Source organism: Streptococcus sp. 10F2 (genome assembly GCF_054331515.2).
This window is the reverse complement of the sequence record NZ_JBTGGE020000003.1, coordinates 67,062-88,592: the sequence shown is the minus strand read 5'-3', so window position 1 is coordinate 88,592 and position 21,531 is coordinate 67,062. Positions and strand designations below refer to the sequence as shown.

The following is a 21,531-nucleotide window of genomic DNA, read 5'->3' as shown; positions in this document are numbered from 1 at the left end:
TTCTGTCTACTTGTCTTCCACATATTCATTTAAATAGAAGGATTTGTTCTTTTCCTCTAGTTCGATCAGTTTTTCTTCTGAAAACTGGAGGAAAAGAGCAACCTTTTTCATGAGTTCTGATTTTTCCATTTATTTAGGTAGGAGATCTGGAATCGTGTAAATGGTTTCTCCGTCTTTAGAGTAATAATAACGGGCACGCATATACTTGCTAGCATAGTCATCATCTTCTAACTTTCTCGCTAGCGTTGATAATCTCTCCTCTTCCTTTTCTAATTGTTGGTATTGTTGGGTCATTTCTCGGTACTGTCTTTGCCGCTGTTCTAAAAGCTCTCGACTTCTAACTAAATTAAAAATAGGCAGAATAAAAAGCAATACGACTAAGATAAGGACCCAGCCTATAAAGCGATTCCGTTGGCGACGACGATCATACTGCTGGCGCCGTTGGGACGTTCCTTCATCAATATAGGCATTCTTCATTTGAAGTACGTTTTTAGGCATCTTCCTCGATCCTTACTTCTTCCAATAATTCATACATTTTAGAAGCATCTTCTTTTTTGGTACTATCAAGCATTTCTAATACACGCACTCGGACCAGTTTGTTTCCGAATCGGATTTCAACGACATCATCAATTTTTAAATCCGTTGATGATTTTGCAAGGATACCATTCACCTTAATTCTTCCTTTGTCCGCGACTTCCTTGGCAACTGGACGTCGCTTAATTAAGCGAGATACTTTCAGATATTTGTCTAATCGCATAACTGATTCTCCTTTTTTTCTATTGTAACACGTTTTGACTGGAATTCTGATCTTGTTCCGCCAGTTTCTGGTCCAAATTTTGGGCTAAAAAGCTGGTCAATTGGATTAAGGCTTCTAGAATTTCATAGTCTTTTTCGTTTCTAAGGTTGAAAATCACTTCCATCTTTCCTTGAACATCACTTAATTGTGCCTTCAAATTGGTCTGTGATAAGGCTTGGAAATAATCTTGAGCTAGGAAATAACGACTTGCCTTAGGAGCAAAACGAAGGTAGATGGCTCCATTTCTAACTAGAATATTTTCTACAAACACCTTATCTGCATAGGATTTTAGAAGACCAATCTCAAGTAGATAGGCTACTGAATCAGGATATTCCCCAAACCGGTCGATCAATTCTTCTTGTAATTCTTGATAAGCTTCCTGCCCATCAATATGACGAATTCGTTTGTAAATTTCAATTTTTTGCCGTTCATCCTGAATATAATCTGATGGCAAGTAAGCGTCAATTCCCAGAGAAATTTCTGCATTGGTCCCCTGTTTGGTTTGAACCTTGCCTTGCTTTTTAGCAATGGCTTCTTCTAACAACTGGGAATACAATTCAAATCCAACCGAATCGATAAAACCACTTTGAGAACTTCCCAGTAGGTTACCTGCTCCTCGGATAGATAAATCCCGCATGGCAATTTTAAATCCACTTCCCAGCTCTGTAAATCCTTTGATTGCATCCAATCGTTTCTCAGACACCTCGGTTAGGCTCTTATCTGGTCGGTAAAACAGGTAAGAATAAGCAATACGGTTACTCCGTCCCACACGCCCTCTCAATTGATAAAGAGTTGACAACCCCATGTAATCTGCATTCTCGATAAAAAGAGTATTGGCATTAGGAATATCAACACCCGTTTCAATAATCGTTGTCGTCACTAACACATCGTAGACGCCATTAATAAAGTCCAAGAGAGTATTTTCAAGACGAACTTCTGACATTTGTCCATGAACATAGCCAATAGAAGCCTCTGGAATTAGTTCCTGCAGCTCAGCCACCTTCAATTCGATGGTCTCTACACGATTATAGAGATAGTAAGCTTGTCCACCTCGCTCAATCTCTCTCAGTACAGCATCGCGAATTACTTGAGGATTTGTTTCCATTACAAAAGTTTGAACAGGATAGCGATTGGTTGGCGGTGTCTCGATAACAGATAGGTCACGAATTCCTAACATCGACATATGGAGAGTTCGAGGAATCGGAGTCGCTGTTAGTGTTAAGACATCGACTTTGGTTTTCAACGCCTTTAACTTCTCCTTATGCTTAACGCCAAACCGCTGTTCTTCATCAATAATGATCAAACCTAAATCAGAAAAAGTGACATCCTCTGATAAAAGCCGATGGGTTCCAATAATGATATCTACCTGTCCCTTGGCTAGTTTTTCAAGTGTAGTAGCCTGCTCTTTCTTACTTTTAAAACGACTAAGACCATCGACTTCGACAGCAAACTCTGCAAATCGTTCTTGGAAGTTCACCAGGTGCTGTTGGGCTAGGACAGTCGTCGGAACCAATACCGCTACCTGCTTGTGATCTTGTACGGCTTTAAAGGCTGCTCGCATGGCTACTTCGGTTTTTCCAAAACCGACATCTCCAACAAGGAGACGGTCCATCGGTTTATCTTTTTCCATATCTTCCTTGATTTCCTGGATACTCTTGAGCTGATCCTCAGTCTCTACATGAGGGAAATCATTATCAAATTCTTCCTGATCAGGACCATCCGGAGAAAAGGCAAATCCCTTGAGTTGAGCACGCGCTGCATAGAGCTTCAACAAGTCATCCGCAATATCCTCTACTTGCTTTTCAACTTTCCGTTTAGTTTTCTGGAAACGACCATCATTTAATTTATTAAGTTTTGGAGTTTTCCCATCGCTGGCCACATATTTGGACAAAAGGTCCAATTGGTCAACAGGCAGAGAAATCCGATCGCCATTCTCGTAGCGAACCGTCACATAGTCTCGGTGACTTCCAGAGACTTCTAGGGTTTCAATCCCCAAGTACTGACCAATACCATGAATTGCATGGACTACATAGTCACCTTTTTCCAATTCTTGATAATTTTTGAGTCGTTCCGCATTGGAAATTGTTTGCCGACGAACCCGACGTCTATTCTTTTTATGAAAGAGCTCCTTCTCCGTGATCACCAAAATTTTTTGATCTTGGAGTTGAAATCCTTGGCCGAGTCCTAGTTGACACAGTTGAATCTCATTAAGCTTGATTTCATCGGATTTTGAAACTTCAATTGTCAACTCGTATTCCTGTAAAGAAGATTGTAAAGTTTGTAATTTTTCTTTCGAGTTGATGTCAAGTAGAATGGTATATCCTGCTTTTTGAAATCGAACCAACTCATCCTTGATCAAAGGTAATTGATTAAAATAATCCTGTATTGGAAATTCTTGGAATTGATAGAGATTGCTTAATTTTAGGTTTCCAAACCCTCTCTGAATATAGGAAAAGAAAGTTGCCGGCTTATAAAGTCGCCATTTTGAATAGCTATCTATATAATATTTTTGTGTTGACACTGCTTTGTCAACTTGTAATTGGTCTGTCAAGAACTGAGCAACCTCTAATTCTTGTTGAGCTTTTTTGTCTGTCAATCGTTGAAACTCATCAAAAATGACCAATGTTTGCTGAGGGAGGTAGTCGAATAGACTCCATTCCGCAGCATAAAAATACTGAAGAAAGCTCGGATAGGCTTCATGATAGGAATAACTACGAATCGCTGCAAGAAGTTCCTGAAGATAGGAGAGAAGGGTTGGATTTGAGGGGGATTCCATCAGTTCCAGTAAGGCTTCCTCTGCCCTCTGATAATCTGCCTGACTGATTAGTTGATCGACTACCGGTCTTAACTCCAAACTTTCCACTTGCTCTTGGGATCGTTGATGGTCGGGGCTAAAGGTTCTGATATTATCCAATTCATCGCCAAAAAACTCTAAGCGATAGGGAAACTCCTCGCTTAAGGGATAAATATCGAGAATATCACCACGTTGACTGTATTCTCCCGCTTGGGAAACCTGACCAACTTTTTTATACCCCATTTCAGTTATGGCTTGTAAAAGCTGATCAAAGGGATAGGCTTTCCCTAGTTCCAAAGTCATCTTATAGGAGGCATAATTCTCTGGCTTAGGCAAACGCAGGCCAAGAGCAGCCAGGTTGGCAATCAGAATTCCTTCTTGATTACTTTGAAGAAATTGTAGACTTTGAGCCCGCGTATAGCCCTTCTCCTTAGAGGCAAAGGCCAACTCTACTGCTGCCACATCCTCTGCTAGAAACGGGTGGACTTTTTCTGGTCCCACCAAGGAAATGAGATCACTCTCTAATCGCTCAGCCTCAACCATACTAGCTACAACGACCACTATTGTTGTTTTTTTCCGCCGTAAAAGACTCGCTATAGCGAGGGCTTTGCTACTAGCAGACAATCCTAAAATCAGTTGTCGAGAATCTTTCTCAAATCCTTCTTGCCAATCCTTGATTTGCTTATTGTTCTCAAAAAGCGAAATGAGGTCTGTTTTAGCCATTATAACGCCTCATTGTTGCTTCTAGGTCTCTTGTATCAAGATAATCATACAAAGCTTCTGTAACGCGTTCTAGAGCTTCTGTAATGTGCACTTGGTCATCTGGAGTAAAGTTCCCCAATACATAATTCGGTACAGACTGCTTTGGCTCTGGTCGACCAATCCCAATTTTAAAACGTAGAAAATCAGAGTGTCCTAATAAGTGAATGATACTCTTGATACCGTTATGTCCTCCAGCAGACCCCTTCGCACGCAAACGTACTTTTCCAACTGCCATGTCTAGGTCATCATAAATAACCAGTAAATCCTCAGCATTTAAACCATAATAAGCCAACAGAGCTTCGACAGCCAGTCCACTTTTATTCATAAAAGTCGTAGGTTTTACTAAATAAATTTTCTCCCCTTTGTAAAAAAAGGAAGCTACTTCTGCTTGGAAAATACGGTCTTCTTTAAAAGTGACACCCTCTCTTTGAGCGATTTTATCGACATATTGAAAACCAATATTATGGCGGGTATTTTGATATTTAGAGCCTGGATTTCCCAAGCCAACAACAAGTTTAGTCATGTTTCCTCCAATACGAAAAGAGGCTGGAAAAGGTACCAACCTCATTTTTATTCTTAAACGTTGAAACGGAACTCCATGATATCTCCGTCTTGAACAATGTACTCTTTTCCTTCTTCACGGAGACGTCCAGCTTCTTTTACAGCTTTCTCGCTACCATAAGTCATTAAATCATCGTAAGACATTGTTACAGCACGAATAAATCCTTTTTCAAAGTCTGAATGGATAATCCCTGCCGCTTGTGGAGCCTTCATCCCCCGTTTAAATGTCCATGCACGAACTTCCTTTTCACCTGCGGTGAAATAAGTTCCCAAGCCTAGGAGATGGTAGGCCGCACGCGTTAATTTATCGACACCGGATTCTGTTAAGCCTATTGCTTCCAGAAATTCAGCCTTATCCTCATCATCTAACTCTGAGATTTCTTCTTCGGCCCGAGCTGAGATAACCACTACCTCAGCATTTTCAGTTGCAGCAAATTCACGGATTTGTTGCACATACTCAATAGCGTCTGGATCCGCCACTTCCTCTTCCCCGACATTGGCCACATAGAGAACTGGTTTTGTAGTCAAGAGGAAAAGCCCTTTAACTACGGCTTCTTCTTCTGGACTAAAATCAATTGTACGAGCTGATTTGCCATCTTCAAGAACTGGTTTGATTTTTTCTAACACAGAAAATTCAGCGACAGAGTCCTTATCTTTCTGTGTTCGAGCCATTTTTTCAACACGCGCATAGCGTTTGTTAATACTTTCCAAATCGGCCAAAATCAATTCCAAATTAATTGTTTCAATATCTGCCATCGGATCGACAAAGTCAGATTCACGTCCTTGCTCACGCATAACATTTTCATCATCAAAAGCCCGAACGACATGAACAATGGCATCTACTTCACGAATATTAGCCAAGAACTTGTTCCCAAGCCCTTCCCCTTTAGAAGCTCCTTTTACGATACCTGCGATATCCGTAAATTCAAAGGTTGTTGGGACTGTCTTCTGAGGCTTAATAAATTCAGTCAATTTGGTCAACCGTTCATCTGGTACTTCTACTCGACCAACATTGGGATCAATCGTCGCAAAGGGATAGTTTGCAGCCTCTGCTCCCGCTTTTGTAATTGCATTAAATAAGGTGGATTTTCCAACATTTGGTAATCCCACAATTCCTGCTGTTAAAGCCATGTTTACTCTCCTCTTTTCAATTCAATCCATTATATCATATCAGACCAAAATGGGGAGTGTGATGCCAACTTTCCTGCTTTAGAAAGCGATTTTCTCATCACACCCCCACTCGGTTTACTTATTTTAAGATCTTTTTCATTTTTCGTTCAAAGTCATACCGACTCATCATGATTAAGTGCTGGCAATTATGACAGCGGAGTTTAATATCTGCACCTAGTCGTAAAACTTCCCAATCATTCGCTTTTTTTCCAGTTTCTTTTACCAAGCACGCATGAGGTTTTTTCATTTCGACCCTAGTTCCAACTTGATACATTTGACCTCCTAATTTGTACGAACTGGAGTTATTAATTGAATGAGATGATCATCTTCGATTCCTTTTAAAGTAAAAGGTCGAATAGGAGAAATAAAGCTCAATTCAACTTCTTCAGCCTTAATGGCTTTTAAGGCCTCAATCAGATAGTTAGGGTTAAAACTAATACTCAAGTCGTCTCCAACTAGCTTCACAGTTTCAAGCTCCTCATCCACTTGGCCTACCTCAGGTGAATGAACATAAGAACGTACCATTTGATCTTTAATCTCCACTTTTACAGTACCATTCTGAGTAGCGTTGGAAAGGAGACGTGCCCGTTCCATGGCTTGACGTAAGTGGGCGACATTAAAGGTGATTTGACTATTGAAATCTTTTGGAATCAATCGATCAGTATCTGGGTAGTTCCCTTCAAGTAGACGTGTGTAGAAAGAAATATACTCACTCTTAAAGAGCATCTGGTTGTGAGCAAAATAAACTTCAACAGTTTCAATACTATCATCAAAGACCGCTGTAAATTCTTTCAAAGAGCGACTAGGGATGACTACGTCAAAATGATCACCCGCATTGTCTAGTTGAATCAATTTTTGACTGAGACGATGAGAGTCTGTTGCAACTGTCTTCAATTCTTTTTGATCATTGAGGACAAAATGAACCCCTGTTAAAATTGGACGACTTTCTTGACTACTTGCTGCAAAAGCTGTTTCAGAAATCAACTCTTTTAAAACCTTAGTTTCTAACAAAAGAGGATTTTTCGCAGAGACTTCTTGAATGCGAGGATATTGATTACTGTCTTTTCCTTTTAGGGTGATTTCAGATTTCCCACTTTTTAAAACTAATTGCTGATGTTCAATTTCTTTTAAGTCTAATTCAACAGAGGGAAGGCTGGATACAACATTAATGAAAAAATTCGCTTCTAAAAGGAGACTACCTGGAGCATCAATGACTAGTCCAGCATCTTCTTGATCGATAGGAATAAAATTTTCAATTGAAATTTGACCATTGGAGCCAGTTAAAGTAATTCCTTCAGGTTCAACTTCCATTTTTAAAGTTGAGAGAATTGGAATTGCATTTTTGGTACTAATTGCTCGTTTAACGGTATTTAAGGCATGGAGGAAGAAATTTTTATTAACTGAAAATTGAAACATGGGTTCTCCTTTATTTATTATTTTAGTTATAAATAGTTAAGTATTAGTAGTAGGTCTTGTGGAAGTTGTGGAAAACTAGCTGAATGCTAGGCAGATTCAGTCATTAAAGTTGTGCACAACCTGTGAATAACTGTGGGAAAAGTTTAGGAGTTATCCACAGGTCATTTTTTGAGGTTTTTCTTGATTTCTTCAATTTCTAAAAACAGACTTTGATCATCTTTGATTTGTTTCTTAATTTTTCGGTGAGCATGGATGACAGTTGTGTGGTCCTTACCTCCGAAAGCTTTTCCAATTTTAGGTTGAGAATTGTCGGTTAGTTCTCGACTGAGGTACATGGCAACTGAGCGAGCTAAGACAATGTGTTGTTTTCGAGAAGTTCCCTTCATCTCCTTGATACTGATTCCATAGAATTTTCCGACTTCTTCTTGGATACTTTCAATTGGAATAACAGTTATACGACGAACATCCTCCTTGCGGGAACGAATCGCTTGTGCTGCTAGTTCGACTGTAATTTTCTCAGCACCTTGGACGTCCGCGACTAAACGAATGTCATTCAGAGCTCCCTCTAGTTCTCGTACATTGCTGTCGAATTGATTGGCTAAATATTCGTAGGTTTCAATCGGGAAGGTATAGGGAAGATTTTGGGTTTTAGACTGAAGAATGGCAATACGTGTTTCATAATCTGGAGGAGTAATATCAGAGATATTTCCCCATAAAAAACGTGTGACTAGTCTCTCATGGATTCCGTTTAATTGTTCAGGTCTTCGATCACTGGTTAAGACGATCTGTTTTTCATTATTGTAGAGGGCTTCAAAGGTGTTAAACAATTCCTCTTGGGTGCTTATCATACTATCTTTATTAAGAGCCTGAATATCGTCTATAATGAGTAAATCAAGATTCCGAAAACGCTCTTTAAACTCTTCTTGCGTTCCAAGTCGAATACTATCAATGAAAGAATTGAGAAAGTTCTCTGCAGAGATATAGAGTATGCGGTTTGTTGAATAATTCTCAAAGTAACGGTTTCCAATGGCATTAATGAGATGCGTTTTTCCCAATCCTGGTCCACCGTGTATAAAGAGAGGGTTGTAGGTGTTACCAGGTGCATCAGCAACAGCCATAGCTGCTGCAAAGGCAAATTTATTGCCATCTCCCAATACAAAATTTTCAAACTGATATTTTTTCAATAGACCAGTTTCTGCTTGAGTTTGAGGGCGAATATTAGTTGGAGTTTGATAGTTTTCTTGCTCTTTGTAGGCTATAGAGCTAGGGAGTTCGAAGATATAGTGTACTTGCAGCTCTTTCTGGAATAATTCAAATCCGACAATAATGATATTTTCTTGAATTTGGAGTTCCCAGAAATCCTGTTTGGCAGGGAGATCGAGATAAATAGTCACGACATCATTATGGATTGAAACAAGCTTAGCTGTATCAACAAAGAAGCGCATGGTATTTTCATCGTGTGTTTTTTGACAGAGTTCTAAAAATCGTTGCCAAAATTGTTGATTTTTGTCCATAGCGATTCCTTTCTTGTGTATAACTCAATTAGTAGGATTATACCATAGACTCAAGTTTTCCACAACCTGTGGATTAGTTTCCACATGTTTAGAAATAGTTATCCACAGGTTGTGGATTTCGATTATTGCCTTTGTTAAATCAGCTTTTCTCTGTGAATAATTTTGAGAATAAAAAAGAAAAACCCACAAGTCTATTTTAACTTGTGGATAATTCGTTCGTATTCATCAAGGTCTTTATAGAAGATGGTAATACTACCTTGCTTGTTGGATTTTTGTTGAATTTGGATGCGCGTGCCAAGAGCTTCTTGTAATTGGCGTTCAGCTTCAGCGAGAAAGGGATCAGCCTTGCTGGATTTCGGAGTCGTGTGTTTATCTTTTAATTGTTTTTCAAGCTGGCGTACCGACCAGCCCTTGGTTTTTATTTCTTGGAGCAGGTAGATTTGTTCTTCTGCTGTCAAAGGTAACAAGAGACGCGCGTGGCCTGAACTAAGTTGTCCCTGGCTAAGGGCTTCCTGGAGGGAAGGGGCTAATTTCAGGAGACGTAGGCTATTACTAATATAGGGACGGGATTTGCCTAATTGTTGTCCGATATCTTCATGGGTTAAACCGTGATTTACCAGCTTTTGGAAAGCTAGGGCTTCTTCGATGGGATTCAGATCTTCTCGTTGGAGATTTTCAATGATGGCTTGTTCCATCATTTGGGAATTGGACAGTTCTTTTACCAGGGCTGGGATAGTGGTCCAGCCTAGTTTTTTACAGGCGCGTAGGCGCCGTTCTCCAGCCAGTAATTCATAACCAGTAATCGGAGATTGACGGACAATAATAGGTTGGATAAGGCCATTGACAGCGATGGATTGACTTAATTCTGTCAAGGCTTGATCCGAAAATTGACGTCTGGGTTGATAGGGATTGGTCTGAATATCCTGAATCTTAATGTCTGAGATGTAATCCATTAGTAAAGTATAACACCGCTTTACGAAAATGTAAAGCGGTGCGGTGCTTATGGATTGAGATCTTTTGTAGATTTATCGAGCTTGACGTCGACTTTCTCTAATTTACCATCACGGTAGTATTCAATACTAATGGTATCGTTGATATTCTTACTGTAAAGGGCACTTTGTAAATCGCTGGTTGACTCAATATCGGTATCGTCAATCTTAGTGATGACGTCATATTGTTTCAATTTACCGTCAACAGGGAAACCAGCTTGAGTCGAACGTACTACGACGCCACCTTGTACCTCTTCAGGAAGTTTGAGTTGATTCCAGTCACTGGTGGAAAGATTTGCCAGGTTGAGCATGCTGATACCAAGGGCAGGTCGGCTGATAGAACCGTTTTGTTCTAATTGTTCAACGATGGCGATGACTTCATTTGAAGGAATCGCAAATCCCATTCCCTCAACGGATACACCAGAAATGCTAGAGGCAATTTTACTGGAGGTGATTCCAATAATCTGTCCGTCAATATTGATGAGGGGGCCACCTGAGTTACCAGGGTTAATGGCAGCATCTGTTTGGAGAGCCTTTGTGGAGATGGTTTGCCCATCTTCTGAGCGAGAAGTTACAGTACGCTCTAGGCTTGAGATAATACCTTGGGTGACAGAGTTGGCATAGTCTGTTCCCAGTGGGCTACCGATAGCGATGGCAGTTTCTCCAATACTTAGCTGACTAGAATCGCCAAAAATTGCGACTTCTTGGACTTTATCAGCTGGGATACGAACAACAGAGATATCAGAATAAACATCTGAACCGACTACTTCTCCCTCAACCTTGCTACCATCTGCAAATTGAATGTCGAGGCGGCTAGATCCAGAAATAACATGGGTATTGGTGACTAGATAGGCATATTTGCCATCTTTTTTATAGATGACGCCAGATCCTTCTCCAGCGGCAGTATCTTCTCCATTATCATTTGGGCTAAGGTTAAAAATACTGCTACTTTGATCTGTTTCAGCATAATTAATGACGGATACAACGGCATTTTGAACCTTATTGACGGCAAGTGTTGTGCTGGTTTCATGTTTTTGTGTTTTTTGTGGAACGACTTGCGTTTGGTTGTTTAGCAAATATTGATTTTGAGACAATTGATTGCCAGCATAGCCTCCTAAAAAACTAAGTCCGAGGATACCAGCAGCAATCACTGGTGTTTTTAATGATTTATTTTTCATGTGGGCCTCCAATTCACAAGTTGACTATATAAAATCAGACTTAATTATAGCTTAAAACAAAAAAGTTATCCACAAATTGTGGATAACTTTGTGTATAATGGGGATATGAAAGTAAAGTTTATCACAGTTGGAAAACTGAAAGAAAAGTATTTGCGAGAAGGAATTCAGGAATATCAAAAACGTTTATCGCGTTTTACACAAGTAGAGATGATTGAATTGCCTGATGAACGCATTCCGGATCGGGCTAGTCAAAGCGAGAAAGAACACATCATTGAAAAAGAAGGCCAAAGGATTGCGGCTAAAATTCAAGACCGGGATTATTTGGTTATTTTGGCGATTGAAGGTCGTTTACAGTCTTCCGAAGAATTTAGCAAGGAGTTAGCCCAGGCGACCCTTAAAGGCTATTCGACTTTGACTTTTGTCATTGGTGGGAGCTTAGGATTATCGGAAAAATTGAAAAAACGGGCCAATCTACTGATCAGTTTTGGACGTTTGACACTGCCCCATCAACTCATGAAATTGGTCTTAGTAGAGCAAGTTTATCGTTCTTTTATGATTCAGGAGGGGAGTCCTTATCATAAATAAATGTCCAACGGTAAAGTCACTGTCATAGACTCTTTCCTTAGAAATAAAAAATTTTAGGCTTCTTGCATGGTTTGGCTTTATTTGGTATAATAAGGAGCATTGGTCCCATAGCTCAGCTGGATAGAGCATTCGCCTTCTAAGCGAACGGTCGCAGGTTCGAATCCTGCTGGGATCATGTAGAGCGTCTATGTAAATGAGGGACTGGTTCAATTACCAGTTCTTTTTTTGACGGCTCTTTTAAAAATAGCTGCTCATTTTTTCTGGAAATGATGTCTATTTTTTCATTTCAGGCAGTTTTTTATACATTTTGGGGTTTGATCCCCTATAGGAGGCTATTTTAAGATATAGTATACAAGAGAAATGTATCACCTCTTAAAAATGCCTTACCTATAGGGTTTTTGTGACGTAACGTTTCGTTACACCATAAATTTGCGAACCATTTTGCGGACTTTTCTCTATAAATCACCCATGGCCTTCTCAAAAAGTGAGACGGCTTTTTTTGCACTTTCCCTTGATAGGTGACTATAGACATCCATAGTTACCGAGATATTGGAATGGCCCAGGCGGTGCTGGAGTTCTTTGTAAGGGATACCTGAGTTTAGTAGCAAGCTAGCATGGGTATGGCGGAATCCGTGAAAACCAATATTTGAAACACCAGCTTTCTTGAAATGTAGCACAAGACTTGATCCTAGATTATTGTAAACCGGGTATTCATGGATAAAGTCCGAAAATACAACCGTTTCAGTTCTCCCAAGTTGCCACGCTTCCAAGGTTTGGCGTTTCTTGTATTCTTTTAGCATGCTAACCGTTCGAGTGTCTATATCTATATCTCGTTCGCTAGATTTAGACTTGGGAGGATTTACACCCCTTTTACTATTGATTGTTTTGGTGATAGACACTACACCGCTAGTCAAATCAACATCTTCCCAGTGTAAAGCTAGGGCTTCATTGACACGGCAACCAGTAGCGAGCAAGAACTTGTAAAGTACCGTTTCATAATAATGGCGGTAGCGATTATGGTCAAGATTATCCAAGTAGTCAAGGAATTGTCTCAGTTCCTCTTTCTCAAAATGCTTGACCTTATTCTTTTTTGCTTTCTGAAGGTTACGGGGTAGAATGACCTCCCTAGCTGGATTGAATGGGATAGCTTGGAGAACTACCCCATATTGGAGTATTCGCTTGTTTAGCGCGTGGATTTGTTGGAAATTAAGGTAAGCCCCTTCCTCCCCTCGATTTGTCCTATTGGCCATATCATTGACAATGGATTGAATAAGGGGAGTGGTTAGTTTATCCAATTTGTAAGAACCGAATACAGGAATAAGGTGATTCTTGATTAAGCCCTTAGTAAAGATTTGGGTATTTATTTTTACTGTATCCTTGTAGCTATCCCACCAAAGTTCTGTTAGATCCTGGTAAGTGTCCACCTTGACAAATTGAACCCGTGTAGATCCGCTGTTTTTAAACTTGGCCACAGCTTCGATTGCTTTATGCTTGACCTCTTTTTGAGTTCTTCCTGTTACCTTGGTTTTGACTTTCTTCCCTGTCACAGAATCAGTTCCCAAGTAGACATCCGCACGGTAGACGGTAGATCCGTCTTTCTTTTTGATTTGATTGATTTTCATGTTTGACCTCTTTTCTAAAAATAACATCAGTAGGCAAGCGGTTATTGTAGAGGGCATAGAACCATGAAATTTTAAGCGAGAGTGTGCCATTTTGGCTGTCTCGTGTGTTGGGTGGTAGATTTGTAAGGGAAGAAGCTGGAAGTGGTGTAGAGGGTGAATCTAGCGGTGAAGTTGTTCATTGTCCGATTAGACTATTTCTCATTCAATTTTTTGAGACTATTAAGGGATTTTTGATTGTTTTTGTACAATACTTCTAATTGCTCCCTAGCAATTCTATTTAATTCGGTTAGTCTGTTGCTTTGAGACACCCCTTGTTTTATCATTTCGGCATTAAGGTTTTGTAAATTATTGAGAACGAGCAATTGTTCGATAGTAGCGTTATCCCGCTGGTTTCCTTCTTTTTCAGGATGGGCTTTTTTAAACTCTTTGGCAGTCATACCGAATAGGGCAACGTTTACTAAGTCCGCCTCACTTGAATAGGCGTAAGCTATCTGGGAGGGGTTAAGAGTTGGGACTAGGTGTTCTTTAATGGCGTCTGTTTGTAGAGTGTAATTGAGTTTAGCGATATAACGATTTACTTGCCAGTCTAGTTGATTTTTGTAGGCTTCGTCTTGTTTTAAACGCTGGTAGTCTTGAATAATATATAGTTTGAATTCAGGCGAAATCCATGAAGCAAACTCAAAGGCAATGTCAGAATGGGCATAAGTCCCACCGTATCGGCCTGCTTTTGAAGTAATACCAATGGCGTTCATTCTATCAATCCATTGTTTTGCAGTTAGGACAAGTCTACCAGGTTCATTTCTAACCGTATGGAATTCCATACGGTTAAAATTTGGATTATGTAAACCCTCCCAGGTCGCTAAAAAATCAATAGTTGAATAGTTACTTAACCAGTTAGATATTACTATCCTAGGGTCATCACTATTTTTATATTTAGCAATATCTGTCAAGCTTATGTAGTCAGTATTATTGGCCAGTAATGTTATTTCTTTGCCATTTGCATTGATTTTTACCATATTTTTTCCTTTCTGATATATCCCAAGCGTTGGATCATTGTCAAATTTTTAGTTATTCATACAGCCCCATATATCTCCCTAACAAGCAAAAATCAGAGAATAGTATCATTTTGGCTGTTCGTATGTATCCGTATACGACTTTTGAAGCGTGACCGCAGTAGATAGTATCACGCGCCATGGTTACATATCGTCAAAAAGAGATAGTTGGTCGGAATTGGTTTGTTTTTCTAGTGCTTTATGTTTCTTTTTCAATTCTTGAATACTTTCCTGAGGAGTCGGGAGATTTTCAGGCATGGTTGTCCCGAGTTCTGCCATGGTTTTTCTTATTTTACGACCAACATTAAAGTGGGTATCATTGGCTAAATCTTCGCCATGGATTTGCTTGTTCCTTAATACTTCGTCTGTTTGAGTTGCTCGAAATAGATTGGCAGCAAGTTCATTGCTTCCCATGAAATCAAGAATATGCTCATTATCATTTAACTCTTTACGGTTATGAATATCTTCCATGGTTAGGCCACCATATAGACCTCTATATCCTGCATTATGGAATCTTCCAAAGTTTTTTACACCTGCATTTCTAGCAGACTTCGCAAGTGATTTGTTATGGTGCTTTATCTCATCACGGATTGCAATACGTTTTTGATCTTCTGAGAGACTATTGAAATTGTCTTGAAGTTCCTGTTGTCTTGTTTTGATGGCAAAGTAGGATTGGCCAAGAGCAATAACCTCTTTTCTTGGGTCTCCGTTCTGAACGATCAAATAACAGGCATAGCGAGATAGTTTAAAATCTTTAATTGTCCTAGTAGTGTTATATCCGCTAGAAATTGACTTGTTGACGTCAACAAAATGCTCAATGGTGCGGTTTCCAGCGTTTTCACAAGCGATTTTAGCCTTGTCGATAACTTGCATGAAGTTCCGCCATTCGGTGTATTCTAAAATTGGTTGAAGTTCCCTTGCATACCAAAACTCTACACCGTTTTGGTCTATGTGTTTGATATTTTCAAAGGTCAATTCATCGTATTTTTTTAATTCTTCCATGTAAAAATTCCTTTCATGGTTATTGATGGAACTCACGCGCCACGGTTTGTATTTTTACGTTTCGGCGAATTTGAGAAGATAGAACCGCTGGAGTGGGTCGCTATTTTGTCAAAATGGCCAAAATGTGAAAATAGGGACTGTTGACTTTTTTCAGAACCTAAAATAAAACTGCGGACTTCTGCGGACTTTTTTCCGTATGTAGGTGTTAACAAATGTTAACTTTTGTTAACAGTTGGAACTCTTGAGAAAACTTGAGTTTTTTTGCTTTCCAAAAATGTGAAGCAAAGGAACTCGTAACAAATCGTAACTTTTTTCCGAAAATGGAAAGAAGTGAGACCGTGACCAACCGTGACTTTTTTCAGAACCTCAGAAAACCTCAAATAAAAAACCTAACAAAACCTAACTTTTTTCAAGGTATAGGATTGTGATTGCTCGGACAAAACTTGAAAAAACTTGAATTTTTTTCACCTATAGAGAAAACCTAGCTATTGGATTGATCCGCTGGGCGCGTGATCGAACTCCGAGCGAACGCCGAGAAAAGCACGCTTTAGAAAAAAGACTAAGATCTCCCAGTTACTTCGAGTGGCTGGGATTTTTTGCTTTCCAAATTTGGAAGGTTTAATCTCAAAGATTGTCTTTTTCCTGTGTTGGTCTTGAGTTGGTGCTTGTTTTCGTTTGCTCTATATCAGCTAATATTTTAATCAAATCACTAGTCAATTCATGCATTTGCTCAATGGTTAAATCCGAACGGATATTCTTGTAGGCAAGTTTAAACTCGTTCATCTTTTTATTTAGGTCACGTATCTCTTTTCTAATTTCTCCGACAGAATTTTGAGTGTATTCTTTCTGCTCGTCTTTTGGAAGTGCCTTTATTTCTTTATCAGATAAGGATTTTTCGCGTTTTATTATTTTAACTGTTCCGTCAGCCATTAAGAGATAGCCATCATTTTTATCCACGTTTAATCTGTACGTTAGACGGTGGGCGTTTGAAATTATAATCTCTATATAGCTATTTAACCGGCGGATTTGTTGCATTATTGAATCCGCTTCATAGGGTTCAACTTTGGTCAAAAGTTCTGCATATGAATTAGATTTGTATTCAAAGAAGCTTATCAAATCGTCGAAGTTTTCGATGGGTTTTGTATTATCGTTAGTGTAGTGGTATAGGTCTACAATTGTTTTAATATCTAAATCTAAAAAATCAGTTTGTTCAACTATGGCAACTGTACGATCTAGAGAGTCTTTATTTATAGGGGTATCAACAGCAGAAAGATTTTTTATGGCTTTTTTTATTTGTTCAGAGTCATAGCGTATTGTGCTAAAACCTAGCAGATACCCCACGTCTACCCCGAAATAGTCAGCAAGTTCTTGTGCTTTATCAGGCTTAATTTGGGTTTCATTGGTTTCCCAATTTTGAAGCGTCCTATAGTGTATGCCTAGTTCTTTTGCTAACTCTTTTTGAGTTAGCTTTTTTTCTGTTCTTAATTCTTTCAATCTATTCATAATTTTTACACCTTTCATAAAAGATTATATACCAAAAAATGGACTTAATACAAGTTTTTTGTGTTTTTTGTATCTAAATTGTTGACAAGCATATTTTAATTGTGTACGATACTTATCAAGCACAATTTAATTGTGTTCGCTTTCCCGACACCTTTCATCTTTCAAGCTATGGGGAGGGAATTTTTAAAAGAAGGAGGCCGACAAATGAGCAAACTCAGAGGGTACAGGGTTATGCTTGGATACACTCAAGAGGACTTAGGGAAAATCCTCGGAATCACCAAGCAGGCTTACAGTAGCAAAGAGACAGGAAAGACTCAGTTTAATGATCGTGAAAAGTTGAAGATCCGTGACATGGTTCGGACTATTGAGCCGAATATCACCATTGATGAATTATTTTTCAGTTAGGAGCAGAATCATGAAAACAGAACAATGGAACGGCTATCCCATTCGGTTCGTAGATCATGGAGGCGAATGGTGGGCGGTGCTTGCTGATATTGCTAGCGCTTTAGGGTTGAATCAAAGGAAAATCAAACAACGTCTACCCCATGAGGTACTTTCAAAGCACCCCATAAAAGATAGCAAGAACCGAATGCAAGAAATGCTAATAGTAAACGAGTTTGGTATCTATGAGACGATTTTTTCAAGTCGCAAGAAAGAAGCCAAAGCGTTTAAGTCTTGGATTTTTGAAGTGATTAAGAACTTACGTCAAGTAACAGGATTGGAAGGGTTCGAAGTCTTTCGAATGTTGGACAAGGAACATCAAAAGCAAGCCATGAAACGCTTGAGTGATGGTCTAGGACATACTAGTCAAGTTGACCTTATCAAAGCGAATACTATTGCTAATAAGGCAGTATCCAACCTATATGGCCTTCCCAAGATGGTCAAAAAGAATGCCATGAGTGAGGACATGTTGAAGGACAGGGAAGCTATTCTTGATGAGACTGTAGAACTTATGACGGTCAAAGAACGGTATGGCCTACCTATCAGCGTTTCACAGGCGATTTACAACAGGAACAAACGGGCTTAGGTAAGGTTGCATTTGAAATGCAAGCCTAGATCTATCCGAAAGCATAGAAAGGAGAATTGAAACATGAGGCGCAACTATAGTAAATACATAAATGAATTTTGCGAAGAGTATGGCATGAGCGGGGCGCAACTTGCCCGAATGCTGGGAGTTGCTGAAGATACTATCCAAAATATCAGAAGGGGGAAAAGCCACCCCAAGCAATCTACCAAAGATAGATTGAACCGCTTTATTTTGCAATACAAAAAAGAAAATAGCCCTAAACATCTAACTCAAATTGAAGAAATTCAAAAAGAAGTTTTGGGTGTTGATAGCAGAACGGTAGCAGAGTGGACGAATAAAAAACATTCTGAATTGATGAAGGATATTCGTAGATATAGCGAATATTTGAAGAAGGGAAAAATCCCCGCTACTGATTTTTGGCAAGAGACTACTTACAAAGCAGAGAATGGAAAAGTGAATCCTTGCTACATTGTGACTAAAAAAGGTTGTGAGTTTATCCAACATAAAATGACAGGAGAAAAAGGGGCGCTGTTTACATCTAGATACATTGACTATTTTTGGAAGCAAGGCGAAGAATTGCAAGAAGCTACCCAACTTTTGCTTGATTTAGCAGAAGAACCCGTCGGAGCAGAAACGTCTACCCAAGGACTTCCAACCTTAGAACAAGCAGAAAACAACTACATTGACACCGTGGCTAAAGCTATCCAGGAATCAAGCACACGCGCCGAGAAGGTGGAACTGATTGAGCGTTTGAATAAGTTTGTAAGCGGGCTATAAGTTTAGGAGGAAGAAAATGACAGCTAAGGAAAATAAATCAAAATACGACTTACTTTTTGACTATGAATACTTGATCAATGAAGTTGAGTCAGTTGCTAACGTCTTAAATTGTTGGGATGAATCGGACTCACGGGATGGCATTGCCGTATGCGTTTATGCTTTACGGGGACTGGTATCAAGCCATAGAGAAAAACGAGCTGATCATCGGAATAAGTTATTGGAACAGTAACTATCCGCTAGCCATGGCCAATCAACTAGGGCGGAATAACAAATCAGAACAGTAAAGTATAAGAAAACAGGCATAGTAAGATCTAAAGTCGCAAAATGCGACGTTAGACAGACAAAAAACCGTACGGAATCCCATACGGTTACACAAAAAAGCCTATTGGCAACCACTCCAACAGGCTCTCTCAACATTAAACAAATAAACCAACCACCATAACAAAAAACCAAATAGGCAAGCGGTTATTGTAGAGGGGGATAGGATTATTTTTGATAGTTTCATTTTATCAAAATAGCAAACAGAAGAAAAGAGGAACGGAAGAAATGGACGTAAGTGTAACAGAATTGAATTCTAAAGTAAATGATTTACTGGTTATTTTGGCCAGTCTTGAGGAAGTACAAACGGCTATTCAAAGATTGGATAATAATGAAATGGCAAGGTCTTGCTTAGAAGTGTCTAGATTTATCACCAACAAGGTGATGAATGAACTTGACGGATTGGCACTAGATTTGATGGGGTTGAAGCAATGATCACAGAACTAAATTTATCACCAGCAGGCCAAGCAGTAGCTATTTTGGTTCTGCTGGGTTTACTATGGCTTATCTTAGCAATTAAACCAACGAGAATGTCCCTGGAAGAGCCGATAGAGGAAACGGTGAACGAATCGGACACCCTTGAACTAACTCCCGATTATGGCCGTTATGTATGGCTTGCTGGGCGCTATTACAACTAGGAGGGAATGAATGACAGTCTTAGAAATGTTTTACGCCATTATCATTCTTTTGGTGATTGGCTTGTTTATTTCATGGGGCTTTATTGTCTTTTGGCTTATTTGGCTAATTAAACGAACTTAGGAGGAGAGTATGGCACAATTTGAAATCAGCAAAAGCAAACCGATTGTAGGAACAGAGCAAGAAACTATCCTAGTCTATGATAAAGGACTGAAAACTTGGCATTTTTACACCGATAACCCCGTACATGCTCGGAAGTGGGAAGCCGTGATTGTTCCGAGAGAGGATATGCCTAGCCGAAAGGTTTATCATGAAACCACCGGCGACCTGATAGGACTTGAGGGGGATATTTTGGGAAATGTTTCAATTTCTAAGAAACGGAAACTGACTGAAGAACAGAAAAATGAACTTGCTAGACGAATGGGAAGGGCTAGAAGTTCCTAAAATCGATTTTCAGCCAAATAACACGCATAGGATAGGGCGAAAATAAACCTTATACCCCTAAGGTGGTATATTTACCCTCGGGAACAAGTTAGGCGCGTGAAACCATTGTGAAACCTTATGAATTTGACAAAGTTTGAAATCCACAGAAAGGAAAGGTTAGAAATGCAAGTTTTTAGTGAAGAGTTGGAGCGGGAATTGCTGTCCCGAATCCTTGAATCAGTTGAGAGGTATTTGGAAAGTCGATCAATGAGTTCTAAACGAATGACGGGGCTTATAACAGCCAAGGAAATGCATGAGGAGTTGGACATTGATAGTAACACCCTGAAACGCTGGGAATCACTGGGGCTAAAAAGATACATGCCCCCAGTTGAAAACACCAGGAAGATTTATTACCGAGTTAGTGACGTGTTGAAATTTCTAGGGATTGAGAGGTAAGTAAGAGAATGGCGAGAAAAAAAGTGTATTTTTGGCTGAAGGTTGATAAAAACTTTTTCAGCAACTTAGCTATTAAAGGTCTGAGACGGGTAGAGGATGGGTATGCTATGACTGTCTTATATATCCGAATGCTATTAGAGAGTACGGAAGATAATGGAGTTCTTTATTTTGAAGGGCTTTTAGATGACCTTGTGGAAGAGGTTGCGGAATCGCTTGACGTAAAAAGTGATCTTGTAAGAAAGACATTTGATTATTTTCAAAATGCTCAGCTTATCCAAATTGATGATGACGGGAATGCGACACTTATCCAGTTCCCTGAATTGGTAGGTCAAGAGACAGAAGAAGCGAGAAAGAAACGGCGTCAACGCACGCGCCAAAAGAAAAATGAAGTACAGAAAAAAGACGAAGAGGGGGACAATGTCCCCCAAGTGTCCCCTGAATGTCCTCCATTTGTCCCAGACTTGTCCCAAAATGTCCCACAGAGTAAGAGTAAGAGTAAGAGTAAGAGTAAGAGTCAGAGTATAGAATCTCCCGACTTAGAAAAAAATGTGTACCCTGAAGAAGTTGAGCAACCAAATGACAACCAAGACCAAATCGCAACCGCTGATCCGACTGAAAAAGAAATCCAAGATATATCGAATTATTACCAAAACAGAATAGGCCCGCTTGATGGACATCATTTTAAGCAGTTGATGGAGTTCCTGACCCTAGACAAGATGGAACCCGAATTACTGAAGCGAGCCATAGACAAATCAGCGGACAACTCAAAGAGAAACTTTGGATATGTGAGGGCTATTCTTAAAAATTGGGTACAGAATGGTATCAAGACAATTGCCCAGCAAGACGAAGAGGAACGCAATTACAAAACAAATAAAAACAAGGGAACAGTCGCAACTGAATCTAACAGCGTTTTTCCTGATGATATTGGTATTTAGGGATAAGGAGGTTGA

The 21,531-nt window shown here is 39.5% G+C and carries 23 protein-coding genes, 1 tRNA gene and 1 pseudogene; 11 read left to right on the top strand and 14 right to left on the bottom strand.

Features of this window, described 5'->3' with window-relative positions:
• Positions 1 to 129: 129 nt before the first annotated feature.
• The 10 genes from ACXM1Q_RS01645 to ACXM1Q_RS01600 form a co-directional block, all read right to left on the bottom strand.
• Positions 130 to 498 (bottom strand): septum formation initiator family protein, encoded by a 369-nt coding sequence (locus ACXM1Q_RS01645; protein ID WP_135036786.1) that lies wholly within the window; start codon positions 496 to 498, stop codon positions 130 to 132.
• On the bottom strand, positions 491 to 757 hold the full coding sequence (locus tag ACXM1Q_RS01640) for an RNA-binding S4 domain-containing protein (RefSeq protein WP_135036783.1): 267 nt from the start codon (positions 755 to 757) through the stop codon (positions 491 to 493). Before ACXM1Q_RS01640 ends, ACXM1Q_RS01645 begins: the two co-directional genes overlap by 8 nt.
• 19 nt (positions 758 to 776) lie before the next feature.
• Positions 777 to 4,316, bottom strand: a complete 3,540-nt coding sequence (mfd, locus tag ACXM1Q_RS01635; protein WP_458515561.1) for a transcription-repair coupling factor — start codon at positions 4,314 to 4,316, stop codon at positions 777 to 779.
• Positions 4,306 to 4,875 carry an aminoacyl-tRNA hydrolase gene (gene pth / locus ACXM1Q_RS01630; RefSeq protein ID WP_458515554.1) on the bottom strand — a complete coding sequence of 190 codons (570 nt, stop codon included), beginning with the start codon at positions 4,873 to 4,875 and terminating at the stop codon, positions 4,306 to 4,308. The genes mfd and pth overlap by 11 nt, the downstream gene beginning before the upstream one ends.
• Before the next feature lie 53 nt (positions 4,876 to 4,928).
• On the bottom strand, positions 4,929 to 6,044 hold the full coding sequence (ychF, locus tag ACXM1Q_RS01625; RefSeq protein ID WP_458515553.1) for a redox-regulated ATPase YchF: 1,116 nt from the start codon (positions 6,042 to 6,044) through the stop codon (positions 4,929 to 4,931).
• Positions 6,045 to 6,162: 118 nt separating this feature from the next.
• Positions 6,163 to 6,357, bottom strand: a complete 195-nt coding sequence (locus ACXM1Q_RS01620; RefSeq protein ID WP_458515552.1) for a DUF951 domain-containing protein — start codon at positions 6,355 to 6,357, stop codon at positions 6,163 to 6,165.
• An 8-nt stretch (positions 6,358 to 6,365) separates the two neighbouring features.
• A complete protein-coding gene (gene dnaN / locus ACXM1Q_RS01615; protein ID WP_458515551.1) occupies positions 6,366 to 7,499 on the bottom strand; it encodes a DNA polymerase III subunit beta in 1,134 nt (377 codons plus the stop codon).
• Positions 7,500 to 7,660: 161 nt separating this feature from the next.
• Complete coding sequence (gene dnaA, locus ACXM1Q_RS01610) at positions 7,661 to 9,013, bottom strand: chromosomal replication initiator protein DnaA (RefSeq protein WP_458515550.1); 1,353 nt, start codon at positions 9,011 to 9,013, stop codon at positions 7,661 to 7,663.
• Between the two features lie 191 nt (positions 9,014 to 9,204).
• Positions 9,205 to 9,966: a ParB/RepB/Spo0J family partition protein gene (locus tag ACXM1Q_RS01605; protein WP_458515549.1), complete on the bottom strand. Its 762-nt coding sequence runs from the start codon at positions 9,964 to 9,966 to the stop codon at positions 9,205 to 9,207.
• A gap of 47 nt (positions 9,967 to 10,013) precedes the next feature.
• Complete coding sequence (locus ACXM1Q_RS01600; RefSeq protein ID WP_458515548.1) at positions 10,014 to 11,180, bottom strand: S1C family serine protease; 1,167 nt, start codon at positions 11,178 to 11,180, stop codon at positions 10,014 to 10,016.
• 105 nt (positions 11,181 to 11,285) lie between these two features.
• Between ACXM1Q_RS01600 and rlmH the strand changes: the two genes are divergently transcribed.
• On the top strand, positions 11,286 to 11,765 hold the full coding sequence (gene rlmH, locus ACXM1Q_RS01595) for a 23S rRNA (pseudouridine(1915)-N(3))-methyltransferase RlmH (RefSeq protein ID WP_458515547.1): 480 nt from the start codon (positions 11,286 to 11,288) through the stop codon (positions 11,763 to 11,765).
• A gap of 101 nt (positions 11,766 to 11,866) precedes the next feature.
• Positions 11,867 to 11,940: transfer RNA gene (locus tag ACXM1Q_RS01590), tRNA-Arg, on the top strand.
• 280 nt (positions 11,941 to 12,220) lie between these two features.
• On the opposite strand, the gene ACXM1Q_RS01585 is transcribed toward ACXM1Q_RS01590, so the two are convergent.
• The 4 genes and pseudogenes from ACXM1Q_RS01585 to ACXM1Q_RS01570 all read right to left on the bottom strand — a co-directional run.
• Positions 12,221 to 13,387 (bottom strand): tyrosine-type recombinase/integrase, encoded by a 1,167-nt coding sequence (locus ACXM1Q_RS01585; RefSeq protein ID WP_458515546.1) that lies wholly within the window; start codon positions 13,385 to 13,387, stop codon positions 12,221 to 12,223.
• A gap of 191 nt (positions 13,388 to 13,578) precedes the next feature.
• Entirely contained in the window at positions 13,579 to 14,403 is an 825-nt protein-coding gene (locus tag ACXM1Q_RS01580; RefSeq protein WP_458515545.1) for a KilA-N domain-containing protein, read from the bottom strand.
• A 180-nt stretch (positions 14,404 to 14,583) separates the two neighbouring features.
• Positions 14,584 to 15,441 carry a DNA damage-inducible protein D gene (gene dinD, locus ACXM1Q_RS01575; RefSeq protein WP_458515544.1) on the bottom strand — a complete coding sequence of 286 codons (858 nt, stop codon included), beginning with the start codon at positions 15,439 to 15,441 and terminating at the stop codon, positions 14,584 to 14,586.
• A gap of 1,308 nt (positions 15,442 to 16,749) precedes the next feature.
• Positions 16,750 to 16,944 (bottom strand): annotated as a pseudogene (locus ACXM1Q_RS01570) (helix-turn-helix domain-containing protein); the annotation flags it as partial.
• A gap of 204 nt (positions 16,945 to 17,148) precedes the next feature.
• On the opposite strand from ACXM1Q_RS01570, the gene ACXM1Q_RS01565 reads away from it, so the two are divergent.
• The 9 genes from ACXM1Q_RS01565 (at position 17,149) to ACXM1Q_RS01525 (ending at position 21,516) form a co-directional block, all read left to right on the top strand.
• The gene (locus tag ACXM1Q_RS01565) at positions 17,149 to 17,349 is read left to right on the top strand and encodes a helix-turn-helix transcriptional regulator (protein WP_458515543.1); all 201 of its coding nucleotides are present in this window, start codon (positions 17,149 to 17,151) and stop codon (positions 17,347 to 17,349) included.
• A gap of 10 nt (positions 17,350 to 17,359) precedes the next feature.
• Positions 17,360 to 17,971 (top strand): BRO-N domain-containing protein, encoded by a 612-nt coding sequence (locus tag ACXM1Q_RS01560; RefSeq protein WP_458515542.1) that lies wholly within the window; start codon positions 17,360 to 17,362, stop codon positions 17,969 to 17,971.
• A gap of 63 nt (positions 17,972 to 18,034) precedes the next feature.
• The gene (locus ACXM1Q_RS01555; RefSeq protein ID WP_458515541.1) at positions 18,035 to 18,748 is read left to right on the top strand and encodes a Rha family transcriptional regulator; all 714 of its coding nucleotides are present in this window, start codon (positions 18,035 to 18,037) and stop codon (positions 18,746 to 18,748) included.
• Between the two features lie 16 nt (positions 18,749 to 18,764).
• Positions 18,765 to 18,977, top strand: a complete 213-nt coding sequence (locus tag ACXM1Q_RS01550) for a hypothetical protein (protein WP_458515540.1) — start codon at positions 18,765 to 18,767, stop codon at positions 18,975 to 18,977.
• A gap of 317 nt (positions 18,978 to 19,294) precedes the next feature.
• The gene (locus ACXM1Q_RS01545; RefSeq protein ID WP_458515539.1) at positions 19,295 to 19,501 is read left to right on the top strand and encodes a hypothetical protein; all 207 of its coding nucleotides are present in this window, start codon (positions 19,295 to 19,297) and stop codon (positions 19,499 to 19,501) included.
• Entirely contained in the window at positions 19,498 to 19,704 is a 207-nt protein-coding gene (locus ACXM1Q_RS01540; protein ID WP_458515538.1) for a hypothetical protein, read from the top strand. The genes ACXM1Q_RS01545 and ACXM1Q_RS01540 overlap by 4 nt, the downstream gene beginning before the upstream one ends.
• Positions 19,705 to 19,834: 130 nt before the next feature.
• Positions 19,835 to 20,146: a hypothetical protein gene (locus tag ACXM1Q_RS01535; protein ID WP_458515537.1), complete on the top strand. Its 312-nt coding sequence runs from the start codon at positions 19,835 to 19,837 to the stop codon at positions 20,144 to 20,146.
• 162 nt (positions 20,147 to 20,308) lie between these two features.
• Entirely contained in the window at positions 20,309 to 20,581 is a 273-nt protein-coding gene (locus ACXM1Q_RS01530; RefSeq protein WP_458515536.1) for an XRE family transcriptional regulator, read from the top strand.
• A gap of 8 nt (positions 20,582 to 20,589) precedes the next feature.
• The gene (locus ACXM1Q_RS01525) at positions 20,590 to 21,516 is read left to right on the top strand and encodes a phage replisome organizer N-terminal domain-containing protein (RefSeq protein ID WP_458515535.1); all 927 of its coding nucleotides are present in this window, start codon (positions 20,590 to 20,592) and stop codon (positions 21,514 to 21,516) included.
• Positions 21,517 to 21,531: the final 15 nt, after the last annotated feature.

Excerpts from the sequence above, each read along its gene's own strand:
- ACXM1Q_RS01645 (WP_135036786.1), bottom strand. The coding sequence starts at position 498 with ATGCCTAAAAACGTACTTCAAATGAAGAATGCCTATATTGATGAAGGA.
- ACXM1Q_RS01640 (WP_135036783.1), bottom strand. The coding sequence starts at position 757 with ATGCGATTAGACAAATATCTGAAAGTATCTCGCTTAATTAAGCGACGT.
- pth (WP_458515554.1), bottom strand. The coding sequence starts at position 4,875 with ATGACTAAACTTGTTGTTGGCTTGGGAAATCCAGGCTCTAAATATCAA.
- ychF (WP_458515553.1), bottom strand. The coding sequence starts at position 6,044 with ATGGCTTTAACAGCAGGAATTGTGGGATTACCAAATGTTGGAAAATCC.
- ACXM1Q_RS01620 (WP_458515552.1), bottom strand. The coding sequence starts at position 6,357 with ATGTATCAAGTTGGAACTAGGGTCGAAATGAAAAAACCTCATGCGTGC.
- dnaN (WP_458515551.1), bottom strand. The coding sequence starts at position 7,499 with ATGTTTCAATTTTCAGTTAATAAAAATTTCTTCCTCCATGCCTTAAAT.
- dnaA (WP_458515550.1), bottom strand. The coding sequence starts at position 9,013 with ATGGACAAAAATCAACAATTTTGGCAACGATTTTTAGAACTCTGTCAA.
- ACXM1Q_RS01605 (WP_458515549.1), bottom strand. The coding sequence starts at position 9,966 with ATGGATTACATCTCAGACATTAAGATTCAGGATATTCAGACCAATCCC.
- ACXM1Q_RS01600 (WP_458515548.1), bottom strand. The coding sequence starts at position 11,180 with ATGAAAAATAAATCATTAAAAACACCAGTGATTGCTGCTGGTATCCTC.
- rlmH (WP_458515547.1), top strand. The coding sequence starts at position 11,286 with ATGAAAGTAAAGTTTATCACAGTTGGAAAACTGAAAGAAAAGTATTTG.
- ACXM1Q_RS01585 (WP_458515546.1), bottom strand. The coding sequence starts at position 13,387 with ATGAAAATCAATCAAATCAAAAAGAAAGACGGATCTACCGTCTACCGT.
- ACXM1Q_RS01580 (WP_458515545.1), bottom strand. The coding sequence starts at position 14,403 with ATGGTAAAAATCAATGCAAATGGCAAAGAAATAACATTACTGGCCAAT.
- dinD (WP_458515544.1), bottom strand. The coding sequence starts at position 15,441 with ATGGAAGAATTAAAAAAATACGATGAATTGACCTTTGAAAATATCAAA.
- ACXM1Q_RS01565 (WP_458515543.1), top strand. The coding sequence starts at position 17,149 with ATGAGCAAACTCAGAGGGTACAGGGTTATGCTTGGATACACTCAAGAG.
- ACXM1Q_RS01560 (WP_458515542.1), top strand. The coding sequence starts at position 17,360 with ATGAAAACAGAACAATGGAACGGCTATCCCATTCGGTTCGTAGATCAT.
- ACXM1Q_RS01555 (WP_458515541.1), top strand. The coding sequence starts at position 18,035 with ATGAGGCGCAACTATAGTAAATACATAAATGAATTTTGCGAAGAGTAT.
- ACXM1Q_RS01550 (WP_458515540.1), top strand. The coding sequence starts at position 18,765 with ATGACAGCTAAGGAAAATAAATCAAAATACGACTTACTTTTTGACTAT.
- ACXM1Q_RS01545 (WP_458515539.1), top strand. The coding sequence starts at position 19,295 with ATGGACGTAAGTGTAACAGAATTGAATTCTAAAGTAAATGATTTACTG.
- ACXM1Q_RS01540 (WP_458515538.1), top strand. The coding sequence starts at position 19,498 with ATGATCACAGAACTAAATTTATCACCAGCAGGCCAAGCAGTAGCTATT.
- ACXM1Q_RS01535 (WP_458515537.1), top strand. The coding sequence starts at position 19,835 with ATGGCACAATTTGAAATCAGCAAAAGCAAACCGATTGTAGGAACAGAG.
- ACXM1Q_RS01530 (WP_458515536.1), top strand. The coding sequence starts at position 20,309 with ATGCAAGTTTTTAGTGAAGAGTTGGAGCGGGAATTGCTGTCCCGAATC.
- ACXM1Q_RS01525 (WP_458515535.1), top strand. The coding sequence starts at position 20,590 with ATGGCGAGAAAAAAAGTGTATTTTTGGCTGAAGGTTGATAAAAACTTT.